Here is a 16,047-nt window from a genome sequence, read left to right as displayed (position 1 = left end):
GTCGGCCGGCCGGTCAGCAGTACGGTGCCTGGCCGGTCAGCGATGCCGCCACCCGCATCCACACCCCGAACTGCCGGTACAGCGCGGGCAACCGGTCCGTCGCGCGGACCGTCCGCGCGTCGTCGGCCGTCACGCCGGGGATGCCGAGCAGGGTGGCGGCCACCGAGGCGGACTGCCAGCGGACGGTGAGCGTGGCTCCGGCGGCGGAGGGCCCGGGGCGGGGCGGAGCGGCGGTCAGCGCCCGCGCGACGGTCTCCTCGATGGCCTTGCGGGCCTCCGCCTGGGGCCGCAGCTCGGCCGCGAACCGGTCCCGGGCGTACTTCACGGGTACGGTGGCGACCGACGCGTCCCACTCCGTCATCTCCGCGCACGCCGCGTCGTCCCCCGTGAGGGCGACCACCGGCACCCCGAGGGCCGCCGCCGTGGCGTGGGCGAGGCCGATCTCGCCGACCGGGCGGCCGTCCAGCCACATGTCCTCGATCTCGTGCCCCATGAAGCTGTGGCTGAGGACGCCCGGAGAGCCGGCCCGGGAGTGGTAGCCGACGCACAGCGCGGCGTCGTACTCCCCGGTCAGCCCCTCCAGCATGCCGAGCCGCTTGGGCCTGCCGCGCACCAGCCGGGCCGCCGGGTGCAGGGCCTCGGGGAGCAGGTTGCGCATCGGTCCGTGGGCGTCGTTGACGAGGACCCCGGTGGCGCCCGCCGCCAGCGCGCCCCGTACGGCGGCGTTCACGTCCTCGGCCATCATGGAGCGGCCCCGCTCGTAGTCCCGGCCGCCGGGCTGGACGTCGTCGGCGTCGACGAGCCCGGTGATGCCTTCCATGTCCACGCTCAGGTAGATCAGCACGGCGTCGACCCTAACGCGCCCTCCGTATTGTAGTTTCCCAACCGCCAGCGGCCACCGGGCTCTTCACACGTCTGTTCATCGGGGGATCCATGCAGGACATCACGGAAGCGGAGCCCGCCGGGGAGGTCTGTGTGCGCAGTCTCGCGCCGACACTGACCGTTCTCGTCATCAGCCTCGCGATCGCCGCCGTCGGCGTGTACGAGCTGTGCGGCTTCGGCCTGCACAGCCTGGACCGGCGCCCGCACCTGTTCAGCGACGGGCTGGCGACCGGCGGGGTGATCGTCGCGACGGTGGCCGCCGGGGCGGCGGTGGGCAACCTGGCCTGGCTGCTGACGGCGGCCCGGCGCGGCGGCGGCGGCTGACGGCGGTCTGGCACGGCGGCGGCGGCTGACGGCGGCCCGGCACGGCGGCGGCTGACGGCGGCCCGCGCGGCGGAACCGTCAGACCCCGCCCCCGCCCCCGCTCCGCGTGAACCCGCCCCCGGCCGTGAAGCCGATGACGGCCCCGCCGCCCTCCCGCCGGAAGGCGAACGGCGCTCCCCCGTGTGCCGTCGCGACCTCACGCACGATGGACAGGCCGAGGCCCGAACCCGGCAGGGAGCGCGCGTCGGCGGCGCGGTAGAAGCGGTCGAAGATGCGGACGAGGTCGCCCTCGGCGATCCCCGGCCCCCGGTCCCGCACCTCCACCCGGACCGTGCCCGGCCGCGCCGGCCCGGTGACGACGACCTCGATCGGCGCCCTGCCGCCCCGGTCGAACTTGGCCGCGTTCTCGACCAGGTTGGAGATGGCGCGCTGGAGCATCCCGGGCCGGCCGTCGGTGGTGGTGTCACCGCTGGTGTGCAGCAGGATGTCCCGGCCGGTGCGGCGCCGGGCCAGCCCGACCACGTCCTCGGCCAGGTCGGCGAGGTCCACCCGCTGGGGCGGCTCGCCGTCGGACTGCCCGGCGGCGAGGTCGACCAGCTCGTTGACGAGGTCGGTGAGTTCGCGGGCCTCCTGGCCGAGGTCGGCGACCAGCTCCTCCCGCGCGTCGGGCGGCAGTTCGTCGATCCGCCGCAGCAGTGAGATGTTCGTCCGCAGCGAGGTGAGAGGGGTACGCAGCTCGTGCCCGGCGTCCTGCACCAGGCGCCGCTGGTCCTCCTCGGACTGCGCGAGCCGTCCCAGCATGCGGTCGAAGGCCCGGCCGAGCCGTCCCACCTCGTCCAGGCCGGCCACCGGCACCTGGATGCCGAGCTGGCGGGTGCGGGCCACGTCCTCCGCGGCCGAGGTGAGGATCACCAGGCGCCGGGTGATGCGCCGCGCCAGCCACCAGCCGAACAGCCCGGCCGCCACCACGACCGCCGCCATCAGGATCAGCGTCCGCTGCTGCAACGCCCGCAGCAGGTCCTCGGTGTCGCTGAACTCCTGCGCGACCTGGACCGCGCCGCGCCCGTCACCGAGCGAGACGGTGGCGATGCGGAACAGGTCCTCGTCCACCCGTACGTCCTTGTGCTGGACCACTCTCCCGGCCGTCCGGGCGAGGGCCGTGGCCCGGTCCCGGGAGGTGACCGGCAGCACCGGGTTGCCGTGGTCCATGATCTGTCCCCGCGCGCCGAGCACCTGCACGTCGGTGCGGGCGGGGCGGACCAGGTCGTGCCCGGGGCGGGAGGAGGAGAAGTCCCCGGGGACCATCTCGTGCTGCCGTACCTCGTCCTGGACGTCCCGGACGACCTGCGTGAACACCGACTGCTGGTCGACGCGGACGAGCCGCGCGGCGGAGTTGTACGACAGGATGCCGACGAGGATCGTGACGGCGGCGGTGACGGCCGCGAAGGAGACCGCGAAGGTGGTGCGCAGGGAGACCAGCTTCGGCCGGGGCCGGGCCGGCAGCCGCAAGCGGCGTCCCACCTAGTCCTCCCGGAGCACGTAACCCACGCCGCGCACCGTGTGGATCAGCTGCGGGGCACCGGGCTCGTCCAGTTTGCGGCGCAGGTAGCCGACGTACACGGCGAGGTTCTTGGAGCCCGGCCCGAAGTCGTAGCCCCAGATCCGGTCGTAGATCGTGGAGTGGTCGAGCACGATGCCGGCGTTGCGCACGAGCAGTTCCAGCAGCTCGAACTCGGTGCGGGTCAGCTCCAGCTCGCGCCGGCCGCGCCAGGCGCGGCGGGCCTGGAGGTCCATGCGGAGACCGGCGGCCTCCACCTGCCGGTCGGAGGAGGCGGACGCCTCTCGTCCGGCCCCGTCCCGTACGGCGCCTTCGCGCGCGGCGCCTTCGGGGGTGCCGTCGGTGGTGGGCACCGGGCTGGTGCGGCGCAGCAGGGCGCGCAGCCGGGCGAAGACCTCCTCCACGTCGAACGGTTTGACCACGTAGTCGTCGGCGCCGGCGTCCAGGCCGGCGATGCGGTCGGCGGTCTCCACGAGGGCGGTCAGCATGAGGATCGGCGTGCGGTTGCCCTCCGTGCGCAGCACGCGGCAGACCTGGAGGCCGTCGATCCCGGGCATCATCACGTCGAGGACGAGGACGTCCGGCGGGTTCCGGTGGGCCTGGGCCAGCGCTTCCACGCCGTCGGCGACCGCCGTCACCTCGTACCCCTCCAGGGTCAGGGCCCGCTCCAGGGCGTGGCGGATGGCGCGGTCGTCTTCGGCGAGCAGCACAGTCGGGGGCACGCCCCCAGTCTGCCAAGGCCGCCGCCGGTTCAGCCGGGGGCGGCGGCCCCGCGATCACCCTTTTTACCGGCCTCTCACCGTCACAGCCGTTACCGGTGCCCCGGCGCCTCAGCCGTCACCGGTGTCCCGGCGGCGCACAGCGACCGCCCCGTCCCGAAGGTGCCGGGCGTCCCGGAGATGCCGGGCGTCCCGCGGGTCCCGCGGGTCCCGAGCCTCCTGGAGGTGCCGGGCGTCCCGCGCGCCCCAACCGTCCCGGAGGTGCCGGGCGTCCCGGAGGTGCCGACCGTCCAGGAGGTGCCGACCGTCCAGGAGGTCCCGAGCGTTCCGTCCCGGCCGCCTCCGGTGCCCGCCTTCGGTGCCCGCCTTCGGTCAGGCACCGAGCCGGGCGAGCCGGTCGGCGAAGGGGACGACCTCGAAGCCGGCCGTGCCCGTCCGCCCGGTCTCCTCCGTCGCGCCCCGCCGGGGCCCCGCGGGCTGCCGTCCGGGACCCGTGGACAGGCCCGTCATGAGCGCCGCCAGCTCCCCCGCGGCCCGTTCGACCCGCTCCGGCAGCCCCTCGGCCCCCCAGTCCTCCGACGCCGCGTACACGCCGGTCGGCACGACAACGGCCCGCAGGTAGGCGAACAACGGCCGCAGCGCGTGGTCCAGCACCAGCGAGTGCCGGGCCGTACCGCCGGTCGCGCCGATCAGCACGGGCTTGCCGGCCAGCGCGTCCTTGTCCAGCACGTCGAAGAACGACTTGAACAGTCCGCTGTACGAGGCACTGAACACCGGTGTGACGACGATCAGCCCGTCGGCCGCCGCCACCGCCTCCTGGGCGGCGGCGAGCCTCTTCCCGGCGAACCCGTTGGTGAAGGCGTGCGCGATCTCGACCGCGAGGTCCCGCAGTTCGACCACTTCGATGTCCGCCGGCGTGTGCCGGCCCACCGCGGCGGCCAGCCGGTCGGCCAGCAGCCGGGTGGACGAGGGCACGCTCAGTCCCGCGGAGACGACGACGAGCTTCATACGGTGGCCGCCTCCTTCGTGGCGAGCAGGGACCGGTGGGTCGGCGCCTGGGGCACATCCGCCGGACGCCCCTTGGCGAACTCCTCGCGCAGCACCGGTACGACCTCCTCGCCGAGCAGGTCGAGCTGCTCCAGCACGGTCTTCAGGGGCAGGCCGGCGTGGTCCATGAGGAACAGCTGGCGCTGGTAGTCACCGGCGTACTCGCGGAACGACAGGGTCTTCTCGATCACCTGCTGCGGCGACCCCACGGTCAGCGGGGTCTGCTCGGTGAAGTCCTCCAGCGAGGGTCCGTGGCCGTACACCGGCGCGTTGTCGAAGTACGGCCGGAACTCCCGCACCGCGTCCTGGGAGTTGTGCCGCATGAACACCTGGCCGCCGAGGCCGACGATCGCCTGCTCCGGCGTGCCGTGCCCGTAGTGGGCGTAGCGGGTCCGGTAGAACTCGACCATCCGCCTGGTGTGGTCGGCGGGCCAGAAGATGTTGTTGTGGAAGAAGCCGTCCCCGTAGTAGGCGGCCTGCTCGGCGATCTCCGGGGAGCGGATGGAGCCGTGCCAGACGAACGGCGCCACGCCGTCCAGCGGGCGGGGCGTCGAGGTGAACCCCTGGAGCGGCGTGCGGAACTTGCCCTCCCAGTCGACGACGTCCTCGTGCCACAGCCGGCGCAGCAGGGCGTAGTTCTCGATGGCGAGGTCGATGCCGTCCCGGATGTCCTTGCCGAACCACGGGTACACCGGCCCGGTGTTGCCGCGGCCCGTCATCAGGTCGACGCGCCCGTCGGTCAGGTGCTGGAGCATCGCGAAGTCCTCCGCGATCTTCACCGGGTCGTTGGTGGTGATCAGGGTGGTGGAGGTGGAGAGGAGGAGCCGCTCCGTCCGCGCGGCTATGTAGCCGAGCATGGTGGTCGGGGACGAGGGCACGAACGGCGGGTTGTGGTGCTCGCCGGTCGCGAAGACGTCGAGCCCGACCTCCTCGGCCTTCAGCGCGATGGCGACCATGGCCTTGATCCGCTCGCGCTCGGTCGGGGTGCGCCCCGTGGTGGGGTCCGGCGTGACGTCGCCGACCGTGAAGATCCCGAACTGCATGGTCGCTCACCCTCCAGCTTGTTGATTGTTCAACTATATCCCGCCAACGGTCCCCCTCCCCCGGTTATTCCGCCCCGGGATCCCCGCCCGGTCCGGCGGCTCAGAAGGCGTACGAGTCCCGCGTGGCCGGCACCAGCGCCGTCAGCCGGTCGTTTCGACGGGTTCGCGTCCACCGCACTGCCGGGCCACCCGGTGTCGATGTCCAGCGTCACCTCCGGCGCCGACTCCGGGAGCCGTACCGGCACATGCAGCTGCTCCGCCGCCGCCTCCCCCGCCGCGTCCGCGGCCGGCGTCCCGGTCGCGCGCAGCACGGTCCGCTCGTCCGCGCGCAGGCACCCGGCGGACAGCTCCTTGCCGGCCAGCGGCACCGACCAGCGCAGGCGGACGGTGGCGTCCGTGACGGCGCCGGATCCCTCGTTGCGCGGGGTCAGCCGCACATCCCACCTGGTCCGCGTCCAGCACCGCGCTCCCGTGCAGGGAGAGATCGGCCACCGGCGCGGGAGCGGCCACCGGCGTCCCAGCCACGGCCCCGGCCCCGGCTACGGCCACCGGCCACCGGCCACCGGCCACCGGCCACCGACCACCGGCGGGGGAACGACCTCCGGGACGGGAACGGCCGTCGACGGAATCGAGGCCACCGCCGTCCCCGGTACCGCGACCGCCGTCCCCGGTGCCGCCAACCGGCGCGGGAGCGGCCGCCGCCGGCCCCGGGGCCAGGACGGCACCGGCACACGGACCGGACAGCACCCGACAGCACCCACGTCCGCATCCGCACGGCCCCTCACCCCTTCCCGCTCACCCCCGGTCCGCCGTAGGGATGCATGCCACGCCCACCGCCGGTCAGGCGCCCTCCGACAGGCGACACGGCCACAGCGTGGGAAGCTGCCCGCATGCCCGTCCTCCGCTCCGCCGCCCTGTTCGCCGTCGCCGCGCTGTTCGAGATCGGCGGCGCCTGGCTGGTCTGGCAGGGCGTGCGGGAACACCGCGGCCGGCTGTGGATCACCGGCGGTGTCCTCGCCCTCGGGGCGTACGGCTTCGCCGCGACCTTCCAGCCCGACGCCCACTTCGGCCGCGTCCTCGCCGCCTACGGCGGGATCTTCGTGGCCGGCTCCCTGCTGTGGGGCGTCGTCGCCGACGGCTACCGCCCCGACCGCTGGGACATCACCGGGGCGCTGATCTGCCTCGCCGGGACCGCGGTCATCATGTGGGCGCCGCGGAACGGCGGCTGAGGCCTCACTTACGCTGGGACGCGACCGACCCCGCCGCAGTCCCAGGAGCAGCCATGGCCACCGCCGCCCCGTCCGCCGCCTCCCGCATCGCCGTCGTCACCGGTGCGAGCAGCGGGATCGGCGCCGCCACCGCGCGGCAGCTCGCCGCGGCCGGTTACCGCGTCGTCCTCACCGCCCGCCGCAAGGACCGGATCGAGGCGCTGGCCGAGGAGCTGACGGCGGCGGGCCACTCGGCGGTGGCGTACCAGCTGGACGTCACGGACCGCGCGGCCGTGGACGAGTTCGCCACGGCGTTCCAGACGATCGGCGTCCTCGTCAACAACGCGGGCGGCGCGCTGGGCGCGGACCCGGTGGCCACCAGCGACCCCGCCGACTGGCGCACGATGTACGAGACGAACGTCCTCGGCACCCTGAACCTCACCCAGGCCCTGCTGCCCAAGCTGGTGGCGAGCGGCGACGGCGTGGTGGTGGTCGTGTCCTCCACCGCGGGCCACGGCACCTACGAGGGCGGCGGTGGCTACGTGGCCGCCAAGCACGGCGCCCACGTGCTCGCCGAGACGCTCCGCCTGGAGATCGTCGGCCGGCCGGTCCGGGTCGTCGAGATCGCGCCCGGCATGGTCCGCACGGACGAGTTCGCCCTGACCCGCTTCGGCGGGGACACGGAGAAGGCGGCGAAGGTGTACGAGGGCGTCGCCGAGCCTCTCACCGCGGACGACGTGGCCGAGACGATCGCCTGGGCGGTGACCCGCCCCAGCCACGTCAACGTCGACCTGCTGGTCCTGCGGCCGCGCGCCCAGGCGTCGAACACCAAGGTGCACCGGGAACTGTGACACCCGCCGAGGACCCCGGCGCCGACACCTCCGGCACCTCCGCCGAGTCCGCCGAGAAGCGCCGCCTCGCGCAGGAGACCAAGGACGAGCGCCAGGCCTGGTACTTCCTGGCCTACTTCCTCTTCGGCATCCACTTCGTGGCGTTCGTCATGATCTACGCCGTCCGGCACGCGAAGTAGCCCGCCGGACCGGCTCAGGAGTCAGGCGAACGCCGGCAGGTTGCGGGCGGCCCAGGCCGCGAAGGGCGCGGCCGGGCGGTGCAGGACCGCCGCCACGTCGGGGCTGACCCGCCGCTCGGCCGGCAGCGGCTCCCCGAGGACGTCCAGCGTGCCGGCCACGGCCTCCTCGGGCATGAACCGGGCCATCCCCGCGTGCGCCTCCTCGCGGGACAGTTCCACGAAGGCCACCTCCTCGCCCAGCGCGTCGGAGAGCACCGCGGCCTGCCCGCGCGGACTGATCGGCTCCGGGCCGGTCAGCTCGTACACGCGGCCCGCGTGGCCGTCCTCGCGCAGCGCGGCGGCGGCGACCGCGGCGATGTCCGCCGGGTCGACCACGGGCAGCGCCACGTCACCGAAGGGCGCGAGGACGGTACGCCGGGTGCGTACCGACTCGGCCCAGGCGAAGGCGTTGGAGGCGAATCCGCCGGGCCGCAGGACGGTGAACTCCCGCCCGGACGCGCGTACCGCCGTCTCGAACGCCCGCAGCCGGGCGTACGCGGGCGCCTCGGGGCGGGTGGCGCCGGCCTGCGACGACACGAGGACGATCCGCTCGACACCGGCTTCCGCGATCACGTCCAGCAGCACCTCGGGGCTCTCTCCCCGGCTGTTCAGCTCACCGCCCAGCAGCAGGAGAACCGCCCGCGATCCGTCGAGGGCCGCCCGCATGCCCACGGCGTCCCCGGCGCTCCCCCGCACCCACCGCACCCCGGCCGCGGGGCCCGCGGGCCGGTCCCGCCGGGACACGGCGACGACCTCCTCGCCGGCCGCGGCCAGCATCTCCACCAGTGTCCGCCCGACGTTCCCGGTGGCACCCGTCACTGTGATCACAACGCCCCCTGCTGTCCGAGTTATTAGTCAGTCAACTGACTAACTAAGAAGCTACTCTATAGTCAGTCAGGTGACAAACTCAGTGGACCGGCGGGTACGGGCGTCCCAGAAGCGGCGGCGGCTCACGGCGGCGGCGGCCCGGGTCCTGCACGAGCAGGGCGTCGAGCGCACCACCCTCGCCGACATCGCGCGCGAGGCCGGCGTCCCGGTCGGGAACGTCTACTACTACTTCAAGACCAAGGACGAGCTGGTCCGGGCCGCGCTCTGCGAACACCGCGCCCACCTGGACGAACTCACCGCGGCGCTGGAGGAGTCGGCGGACCCGCGCGACCGACTCAAGGGCCTGGTCGAAGCCTGGGTCGAGCAGCGCGAGACCGCCGCCCGCCACGGCTGCCCCACCGGCACCCTGGCCGTCGAGCTCGGCAAACGCGCCGACGGCACCCTGGACGCGGAGGCCGGCGCGGTGATCCGGTACCTGCTGGACTGGGCCGCCGCGCAGTTCCGCGCGCTGGCCCTGCCCGCCCCCGACGACCTCGCCCTCACCCTGGTCTCGGCCTACCAGGGCATGTCCCTGCTGGCCAACGCCCTGCGCGACCCGGCCGTCATGACCCGCGAGGGCACCCGCCTGCTGCGCTGGCTGGACTCCCTCGGGGGGCCGGAGGGAGCCGACCGCCCCGCGCGGTGATCAGCCCTTCACGCAGACGACCTGCTTGAGCTTCGCCACGACCTGGACCAGGTCCCGCTGCTGGTCGATGACCTGGTCGATCGACTTGTAGGCGGCCGGGATCTCGTCCACGACGCCGGAGTCCTTGCGGCACTCCACGCCCCGGGTCTGCTCCTCCAGGTCCTGCGCCGAGTAGCGCCGCTTGGCCGCGTTGCGGCTCATGCGCCGGCCCGCGCCGTGGGACGCGGAGTTGAAGGCCAGCTCGTTGCCGAGCCCCCGCACGATGTACGACCCCGTGCCCATCGAGCCGGGGATGATCCCGTACTCGCCGGAGCCGGCCCGGATCGCGCCCTTGCGGGTCACGAGCAGGTCCATGCCGTCGTAGCGCTCCTCCGCCACGTAGTTGTGGTGGCAGGAGATCTCCGGCTCGAAGACCGGCCGGGCCTTCTTGAACTCCTTGCGGACCACGTCCTTCAGGAGCGCCATCATGAGCGTGCGGTTGTACTTGGCGTACTCCTGCGCCCAGAAGAGGTCGTTGCGGTAGGCCGCCATCTGCGGGGTGTCCGCCACGAAGACGGCGAGGTCGCGGTCGACCAGGCCCTGGTTGTGAGGGAGTTGCCGGGCGACGCCGATGTGGTGCTCGGCGAGTTCCTTGCCGATGTTGCGGGAACCGGAGTGGAGCATGAGCCAGACCGAGCCGTCGTCGGCCACGCAAACCTCGACGAAGTGGTTGCCCGAACCGAGCGTCCCCATCTGGGCGACCGCCCGGCTCCGGCGGAAGTGCACCGCGTCCGCGACCCCGTCGAACCGCCCCCAGAAGTCCTCCCACCCGGACGTGGCCAGCCCGTGGAAGTCCCCCGGCTCGACCGCGTCCTCGTGCATGCCGCGGCCGACCGGAATGGCCTGCTCGATCTTCGACCGCAGCCGCGACAGGTCCCCGGGGAGGTCGTTCGCGGTCAGTGACGTCCGCACCGCGGACATGCCGCAGCCGATGTCCACGCCGACCGCGGCCGGGCACACCGCGTCCCGCATCGCGATGACCGAGCCGACCGTCGCGCCCTTGCCGTAGTGCACGTCCGGCATCACGGCCAGGCCCTTGATCCACGGCAGGGTGGCCACGTTCTGGAGCTGGCGCAGGGCGACGTCCTCGACCGTCGCCGGGTCCGCCCACATCCGGATCGGCGTCCTCGCGCCCGGCATCTCCACGTACGACATACGTTCCTCATTCCCCCGGGATTCACAAAAAGGCTATAAGCGGCAGAACGCAAAAGCGGCGCCAAGGTCGACGAAAAGAGACAGGGGACCGGCGTCCACGGCAGTGCGTGCGATACACATTGTCTCCAGGGGGCGCCCCGCCGCGGCAAGCGAATAACCGGCGGGGACACTGGAACGCCAGCGATCACAGACCGTCGAGAGGAGCCCGACCGTGCAGCGGAAGGCGTACGTATCCGGCACCGCCGCACTCCTCGCGGCGCTGCTGGCCGGCTGCACGAGCGGCTCCGGGGACGCCGGGCAGGCGGACAACGCCAACCCGGGCGACGCCGGCACGACCGCGGTCGCCGCCCAGCCCGGCAAGTACCGCACGCTGCCCGAACCGTGCGGCGCGGTCGGCCGCGACCACCTGGCCGCGCTGCTGCCCGGCATCCAGCAGATCACCGACCCCGACCAGCGGGACAAGGCCTACCAGGGCGAGGCCACGCTCACGTACGACACCGACCGCAAGGTCGGCTGCCGCTGGAAGGTCGAGTCGGCCGGTGCCACGGACCGCCTGTCGGTGGACTTCGAGCGCGTGGTGTCGTACGACAACGCGGTCAGCGACGACGACCAGGCGCAGAAGCTGTTCCAGGAGAAGGAGACGGCCGCCGACCTCCCCGAGCCGAGCGGCGCCTCGACGACGGCCGCCGTTCCGACGGCCACCGCGTCCCCCACGGCCTCCGCGGGCGACCACGCCTCCCCGTCCGCGACCCGGCCCTCCTCGGCGTCGGCGGCGGCCTCGGCGTCGTCCGCCGGTGCCCCGCCCGCCGATCTCCAGCCGCGCGCCCTCTCCGACCTCGGTGACGAGGCGTATCTGGACGACCGGCTCAGCACGTCCGGCTCGACGGCCGAACAGCGGACGGTGACTGTGGTGTTCCGCACGTCCAACGTCGTCGTCACCGTCCAGTACGAGGAGCAGCCGACGGCCACCGGAACGGTCCCGGACAGCAAGGAAATGCAGGACAGGGCCGGTGATCTGGCCTCTCAACTGGCCGACGCGTTCACCGGTTGACGGCCGCCGCGGCCTCACCACCGGCCGCCCGCAAAGGAGTCGGACGCGGACCGCACGGCTTCCTCACCGCGTACCGTGGCCCCGCAGGAACCCGCACGAACACCGAGCGTCATGAGTGAAGGAACCATGCAGCGAGCAGCCCAGCGAGACGACCGTGCCCTGGAGGTACCTCCCACGCCGTCGAGGCGGTCGGGGAGCGACCGGCGGGCCAGGCGCCTGCGCCGTGCCCTTGTCTGCGCGGCCGCCGTCCCCGCGGTGCTGATCACGGCCGCGTGCTCCTCCGGCTCCGGGGACTCCGAGGCCAAGGCCGGCAGCGAGAGCACGCCGCGGGCCGCGGCCGGCAGCACCACCCCCTCGGCGAGCGCGTCCCCGACCGTGCGGCCCGCCGCCTACCACAAGCTTCCCGAGCCCTGCGGGGTGCTGTCGAAGAAGACCCTGACCGAACTGGTGCCCAAGGGTGCGAAGTCGGGCAAGGACGGCAGCTCGGACGACCCGTCGGCGCGCTCCTCCTGCTCCTGGGACAGCCTGGACAACAACGGCGTCAAGGGCTCCCAGTTCCGCTGGCTCCACGTCTCCCTGCTGCGCTTCGACTCGGACGCGACCCGCGGTTCCGGCGACGACCAGGCCCACACGTACTTCAGCCGGCAGTCCGAGGACGCGAAGGCGGTGGACGGCGCCAAGAACGTCAAGATCGTCCCGCTGAGCGGCACGGGCGCGGAGGCCACGGCGGTGCGCTACGACCTGAAGAAGAAGGAAGGCCTCTTCCGGCAGCAGACGGCCGTCGCCCGGGTCGAGAACGTCGTCGTCACCGTGGACTACAACGGGGCCGGTCTCGCGGGTGAGAGGACCCCGGACGCCGACGACCTGGCGAAGGCCGCCGAGAAGGCGCTGAAGGAGGCGGTCGCGTCCGTCTCCGCGGCCAACGGTGAAGATTCCGGGCAGGGTTCGGGCACGAAGTCCCCCGCGTCGCCGTCCGCTCCGGCGTCCGGGCCGGCGTCGAAGTCACCCTCCGGATCGCCCTCGAAGTCCGCCTCCAAGGCGCCGTCGAAGTCGCCCTCGGCGAGCGCGTCCGCGGCCAGGGCGGCCGTCGCCAAGAGCTGACCGGAGGGCCGTGACGGCCTACCGGCAGCGCGTTCGCCGCACACGTGTGCCACTCTGTTGCGCGCAACAACACGCAAGGGGAGGGGAGTACGAGTGGCCGCGCCACTGCCGCAGCTGACTCGGATGCACCGCGTACTCATCGGCGTGGTCGTGACCGGCGCTTTGATCATCGCCGGGATCGGCTTCGCCGGCTCGTACGCGGCCGTCCGTGAACTGGCCGTCAAGAAGGGCTTCGGGAACTTCTCCTATGTGTTCCCGGTGGGTATCGACGCGGGCATCTGCGTCCTGCTCTCCCTCGACCTGCTGCTGACCTGGATCCGCATCCCCTTCCCGCTCCTGCGCCAGACGGCGTGGCTCCTGACGGCGGCGACGATCGCCTTCAACGGCGCCGCCGCCTGGCCGGACCCGCTGGGCGTGGGCATGCACGCCGTGATCCCCATCCTGTTCGTCGTGTCCGTGGAAGCCGCCCGCCACGCGGCCGGCCGCATCGCCGACATCACGGCGGACAAGCACATGGAGGGAGTCCGCCTCACCCGCTGGCTCCTCTCCCCGCTGCCCACGTTCCTGCTGTGGCGCCGTATGAAGCTGTGGGAGCTGCGCTCCTACGAGCAGGTCATCAAGCTGGAGCAGGAACGTCTCGTCTACCAGGCCCGCCTGCGTTCCCGGTTCGGCCGGGCCTGGCGCCGCAAGGCCCCGGTGGAGTCGCTGATGCCCCTGCGCCTGGCCCGCTACGGCGTTCCCCTGGCGGAGACGGCCCCGGCGGGCCTGGCGGCGGCGGGCATCGACCCGGTGCTCCTGCCGCCGGCCCCGCAGCCGGCCGTGGCGGCCGGCCCCGCCGCCCTCGCGGGTGCCCGCGCCGCCGGGCCCGCGCCCGCCGCGCGGCGGGCGGAACCGTCCGGCGAGCAGCGTCCCGAGCCGCCCGTGGACGAGGAGAGCCCCTGGTTCCAGGCGCCCCGGGAGATCGAGTACCAGGGCGGCTACGACCCCACCTACGAGCCGCCCCCCGAGCCCCAGTACGAACCCGAGGAACAGTACGAGGACTGGTACGACGAGCAGCCCCCGGAGCAGTTCCAGCAGCCCTCCCCGGAGGAGACCGGCAGCTTCCCGATCCCGGTGGGCCCGCACCGCACCCGCGAACTGGGCGAGGGCGGCGGCATCCCGGAGCCGGAGCCGACCGAGGACGACTACTACCAGGTCTTCCGCAAGTCGATCGACGGCAGCTATCCCACGGCCGCCCAGTTCCGGGACGACGTGGAGGCGACGTTCGCCGTCGCGCTGCCCCCGCAGGAGGCCAACCGCATGGTGAACCGTTTCACCAACCGGCACACCGCGGAACTCCAGGACGACCACATCGCCTGAGAGACGCCGCCACAGGAAAAGGGGCCCTCCGCGGAGGGCCCCTTCCTCATGCGCCGTCACACCTGCGCGGTCACACGTGCGCCGTCACTCGTGCCCGGTCACGCCCCGAGCAGCTCCCGCACCCGCTCCTGTCCGACGGCGAGCAGCAGCGTGGGCAGCCGGGGGCCGGTGTCCCGGCCGACCAGCAGGTGGTACAGCAGGGCGAAGAACGCCCGCTGCGCCGTCTTGATCTCGGCCGGCAGCTCCTTGGGCGTGGCGTCGGCGGAGAAGCCGGCCTGCACCTTCGGCACGCCGTACACGAGGTGCGTCAGCCCGTCGAGCGACCAGTGCGAGGCCAGGCCGTCGAGCAGCAGCCGCAGCGACTCCCGGGACGCGTCGTCCAGGGACTTCAGCAGCTCGGCGTCCGGCTCGTCCCGCACGACGGTCCGCTGGTCGGCGGGCACCTGCGTGTTGATCCACGCCTCGGCCCGGTCGAACCGCGGGCGGACCTCGTCCAGCGAGGCCAGCGGCTGCTCCGGGTCCAGCTCGGACAGGATCCGCAGCGCCTGGTCCTCGTGCCCGGCGGTGATGTCGGCGACGGACGCGAGCGTGCGGTACGGCAGCGGACGCGGCGTCCTCGGCAGGTCACCGGCGGCGGTGCCGACGGCCCGCGTGTAGGCGGCGACGTCCGCGGGCAGGGCGGAGCCGTCGGCGACCTTGCCCGCCAGCTTGTCCCACTCGTCGTACAGCCGCTGGATCTCCTGGTCGAAGGCGATCTTGAAGGACTGGTTGGGCCGGCGCCGGGCGTACAGCCAGCGCAGCAGCTGCGGCTCCATGATCTTCAGCGCGTCCGCCGGGGTCGGCACCCCGCCGCGCGAGGACGACATCTTGGCCATGCCGCTGATGCCGACGAAGGCGTACATGGGCCCGATCGGCTGCTCGCCGCCGAAGATGCCGACGATCTGCCCGCCGACCTGGAACGACGATCCCGGGGAGGAGTGGTCGACGCCGCTGGGCTCGAAGACGACGCCCTCGTACGCCCAGCGCATCGGCCAGTCGACCTTCCAGACCAGCTTGCCGCGGTCGAACTCGCTGAGCCGGACGGTCTCCGAGAAACCGCACACGGTGCACGTGTACGCCAGCTCGGTGCTGTCGTCGTCGTAGGAGGTGACCGTCGTCAGGTCCTTCTCGCAGTTGCCGCAGTACGGCTTGTACGGGAAGTACCCGGCGGAGCCGGAGCTGCCGTCGTCCTCGGCCGCGGCGCCGGAGCCCTCCGCGGCCTCCAGCTCGGCCTCGTCCAGCGGCTTCTGCTGCTTCTTGGCCGGGGCCTTCTTCGTGCGGTACTGGTCGAGGATCGCGTCGATGTCGCCCCGGTGCCTCATCGCGTGCAGGATCTGCTCGCGGTAGGCGCCCGAGGTGTACTGCGCGGTCTGGCTGATCCCGTCGAACTCGACGCCCAGCTGGGCCAGCGACTCGGTCATCGCGGCCTTGAAGTGCTCGGCCCAGTTCGGGTGCTCGGAGCCCTTCGGCGCCGGGACCGAGGTCAGCGGCTTGCCGATGTGCTCGGCCCACGACTCGTCGACGCCCGCGACGCCGGCCGGCACCTTGCGGTAGCGGTCGTAGTCGTCCCAGGAGATCAGGTGCCGCACCGGGTACCCGCGGCGGCGGATCTCGTCGGCGACCAAGTGCGGGGTCATGACCTCCCGCAGGTTCCCGAGGTGGATCGGCCCGGAGGGAGACAGGCCGGACGCGACGACGATCGGCGCCGCGGTGGCGTCCGGCGTCACTTTGCCGGGGGCACGGCGCTCCGACTCCTCGATGACCTCATCCGCGAAACGGGAGACCCAGTCGGTGGTCTCGGTGCTCTGAGCCACGATCGGCACGTCCTTCTTTCTGAACGGGTGACACCCCATTGTCACAGACCCTCTCGCGACCAGGAAAATCACTTTGCCCCCCATGGGATACTGGCCGGGTCTATCCATCCGACGAGGAGAACGGCA

The 16,047-nt window shown here is 73.0% G+C and carries 17 protein-coding genes; 8 read left to right on the top strand and 9 right to left on the bottom strand.

All coding sequences use genetic code 11. The annotated features are described in order from the left end of the window. Positions 1-13: 13 nt before the first annotated feature. Positions 14-844, bottom strand: a complete 831-nt coding sequence (locus tag ABZ117_RS24775) for a M55 family metallopeptidase (protein WP_356823970.1) — start codon at positions 842-844, stop codon at positions 14-16. Positions 845-933: 89 nt separating this feature from the next. On the opposite strand from ABZ117_RS24775, the gene ABZ117_RS24770 reads away from it, so the two are divergent. Next, complete coding sequence (locus ABZ117_RS24770; RefSeq protein ID WP_356823969.1) at positions 934-1,206, top strand: hypothetical protein; 273 nt, start codon at positions 934-936, stop codon at positions 1,204-1,206. Between the two features lie 78 nt (positions 1,207-1,284). On the opposite strand, the gene ABZ117_RS24765 is transcribed toward ABZ117_RS24770, so the two are convergent. The 5 genes from ABZ117_RS24765 to ABZ117_RS24745 form a co-directional block, all read right to left on the bottom strand. Continuing rightward, positions 1,285-2,727 (bottom strand): HAMP domain-containing sensor histidine kinase, encoded by a 1,443-nt coding sequence (locus ABZ117_RS24765; protein ID WP_356823968.1) that lies wholly within the window; start codon positions 2,725-2,727, stop codon positions 1,285-1,287. Then, positions 2,728-3,474 (bottom strand): response regulator transcription factor, encoded by a 747-nt coding sequence (locus ABZ117_RS24760; protein WP_356824062.1) that lies wholly within the window; start codon positions 3,472-3,474, stop codon positions 2,728-2,730. A gap of 381 nt (positions 3,475-3,855) precedes the next feature. Next, positions 3,856-4,491 carry an FMN reductase gene (locus ABZ117_RS24755; RefSeq protein ID WP_356823967.1) on the bottom strand — a complete coding sequence of 212 codons (636 nt, stop codon included), beginning with the start codon at positions 4,489-4,491 and terminating at the stop codon, positions 3,856-3,858. Then, on the bottom strand, positions 4,488-5,573 hold the full coding sequence (locus ABZ117_RS24750) for an LLM class flavin-dependent oxidoreductase (RefSeq protein ID WP_356823966.1): 1,086 nt from the start codon (positions 5,571-5,573) through the stop codon (positions 4,488-4,490). The genes ABZ117_RS24755 and ABZ117_RS24750 overlap by 4 nt, the downstream gene beginning before the upstream one ends. 29 nt (positions 5,574-5,602) lie before the next feature. Further along, positions 5,603-6,010, bottom strand: a complete 408-nt coding sequence (locus ABZ117_RS24745; RefSeq protein WP_356823965.1) for a hypothetical protein — start codon at positions 6,008-6,010, stop codon at positions 5,603-5,605. 453 nt (positions 6,011-6,463) lie between these two features. Between ABZ117_RS24745 and ABZ117_RS24740 the strand changes: the two genes are divergently transcribed. From ABZ117_RS24740 to ABZ117_RS24730, 3 genes are read left to right on the top strand one after another with little or no spacing between them, the layout of a single operon-like run. Beyond that, complete coding sequence (locus tag ABZ117_RS24740; RefSeq protein WP_356823964.1) at positions 6,464-6,802, top strand: YnfA family protein; 339 nt, start codon at positions 6,464-6,466, stop codon at positions 6,800-6,802. Positions 6,803-6,855: 53 nt separating this feature from the next. Further along, on the top strand, positions 6,856-7,632 hold the full coding sequence (locus ABZ117_RS24735; protein WP_356823963.1) for an SDR family NAD(P)-dependent oxidoreductase: 777 nt from the start codon (positions 6,856-6,858) through the stop codon (positions 7,630-7,632). After that, positions 7,629-7,811: a hypothetical protein gene (locus tag ABZ117_RS24730; protein WP_356823962.1), complete on the top strand. Its 183-nt coding sequence runs from the start codon at positions 7,629-7,631 to the stop codon at positions 7,809-7,811. The genes ABZ117_RS24735 and ABZ117_RS24730 overlap by 4 nt, the downstream gene beginning before the upstream one ends. A 21-nt stretch (positions 7,812-7,832) precedes the next feature. On the opposite strand, the gene ABZ117_RS24725 is transcribed toward ABZ117_RS24730, so the two are convergent. Beyond that, positions 7,833-8,678, bottom strand: a complete 846-nt coding sequence (locus ABZ117_RS24725) for an NAD(P)H-binding protein (protein ID WP_356823961.1) — start codon at positions 8,676-8,678, stop codon at positions 7,833-7,835. Positions 8,679-8,748: 70 nt separating this feature from the next. Here ABZ117_RS24725 and ABZ117_RS24720 point away from each other — a divergent pair, with 70 nt between their 5' ends. After that, positions 8,749-9,363: a helix-turn-helix domain-containing protein gene (locus ABZ117_RS24720; RefSeq protein WP_356823960.1), complete on the top strand. Its 615-nt coding sequence runs from the start codon at positions 8,749-8,751 to the stop codon at positions 9,361-9,363. Here ABZ117_RS24720 and ABZ117_RS24715 read toward each other — a convergent pair whose 3' ends face one another. After that, positions 9,364-10,557 (bottom strand): RtcB family protein, encoded by a 1,194-nt coding sequence (locus ABZ117_RS24715; RefSeq protein WP_356823959.1) that lies wholly within the window; start codon positions 10,555-10,557, stop codon positions 9,364-9,366. It lies immediately after the preceding gene. A 211-nt stretch (positions 10,558-10,768) separates the two neighbouring features. On the opposite strand from ABZ117_RS24715, the gene ABZ117_RS24710 reads away from it, so the two are divergent. The 3 genes from ABZ117_RS24710 (at position 10,769) to ABZ117_RS24700 (ending at position 14,068) form a co-directional block, all read left to right on the top strand. After that, positions 10,769-11,608 carry a DUF3558 domain-containing protein gene (locus tag ABZ117_RS24710; protein WP_356823958.1) on the top strand — a complete coding sequence of 280 codons (840 nt, stop codon included), beginning with the start codon at positions 10,769-10,771 and terminating at the stop codon, positions 11,606-11,608. A 126-nt stretch (positions 11,609-11,734) separates the two neighbouring features. Continuing rightward, positions 11,735-12,709 carry a DUF3558 domain-containing protein gene (locus ABZ117_RS24705; protein ID WP_356823957.1) on the top strand — a complete coding sequence of 325 codons (975 nt, stop codon included), beginning with the start codon at positions 11,735-11,737 and terminating at the stop codon, positions 12,707-12,709. Positions 12,710-12,832: 123 nt separating this feature from the next. Beyond that, positions 12,833-14,068: a DUF2637 domain-containing protein gene (locus tag ABZ117_RS24700; RefSeq protein WP_356823956.1), complete on the top strand. Its 1,236-nt coding sequence runs from the start codon at positions 12,833-12,835 to the stop codon at positions 14,066-14,068. Positions 14,069-14,166: 98 nt separating this feature from the next. Here ABZ117_RS24700 and lysS read toward each other — a convergent pair whose 3' ends face one another. Further along, positions 14,167-15,930, bottom strand: coding sequence for a lysine--tRNA ligase (lysS, locus tag ABZ117_RS24695; RefSeq protein ID WP_356823955.1), 1,764 nt, complete (start codon positions 15,928-15,930; stop codon positions 14,167-14,169). Positions 15,931-16,047: the final 117 nt, after the last annotated feature.

It is taken from the genome of Streptomyces sp. NPDC006309, from assembly GCF_040613095.1.
GTDB lineage: Bacteria > Actinomycetota > Actinomycetes > Streptomycetales > Streptomycetaceae > Streptomyces.
Note: the sequence above shows the minus strand (reverse complement) of the source record. Positions and strands in the feature narration are given on the sequence as shown.

Coding starts and splice junctions, on each gene's coding strand:
- ABZ117_RS24770 (WP_356823969.1), top strand. CDS start 934: ATGCAGGACATCACGGAAGCGGAGCCCGCCGGGGAGGTCTGTGTGCGC.
- ABZ117_RS24755 (WP_356823967.1), bottom strand. CDS start 4,491: ATGAAGCTCGTCGTCGTCTCCGCGGGACTGAGCGTGCCCTCGTCCACC.
- ABZ117_RS24750 (WP_356823966.1), bottom strand. CDS start 5,573: ATGCAGTTCGGGATCTTCACGGTCGGCGACGTCACGCCGGACCCCACC.
- ABZ117_RS24740 (WP_356823964.1), top strand. CDS start 6,464: ATGCCCGTCCTCCGCTCCGCCGCCCTGTTCGCCGTCGCCGCGCTGTTC.
- ABZ117_RS24735 (WP_356823963.1), top strand. CDS start 6,856: ATGGCCACCGCCGCCCCGTCCGCCGCCTCCCGCATCGCCGTCGTCACC.
- ABZ117_RS24715 (WP_356823959.1), bottom strand. CDS start 10,557: ATGTCGTACGTGGAGATGCCGGGCGCGAGGACGCCGATCCGGATGTGG.
- ABZ117_RS24705 (WP_356823957.1), top strand. CDS start 11,735: ATGCAGCGAGCAGCCCAGCGAGACGACCGTGCCCTGGAGGTACCTCCC.
- ABZ117_RS24700 (WP_356823956.1), top strand. CDS start 12,833: ATGCACCGCGTACTCATCGGCGTGGTCGTGACCGGCGCTTTGATCATC.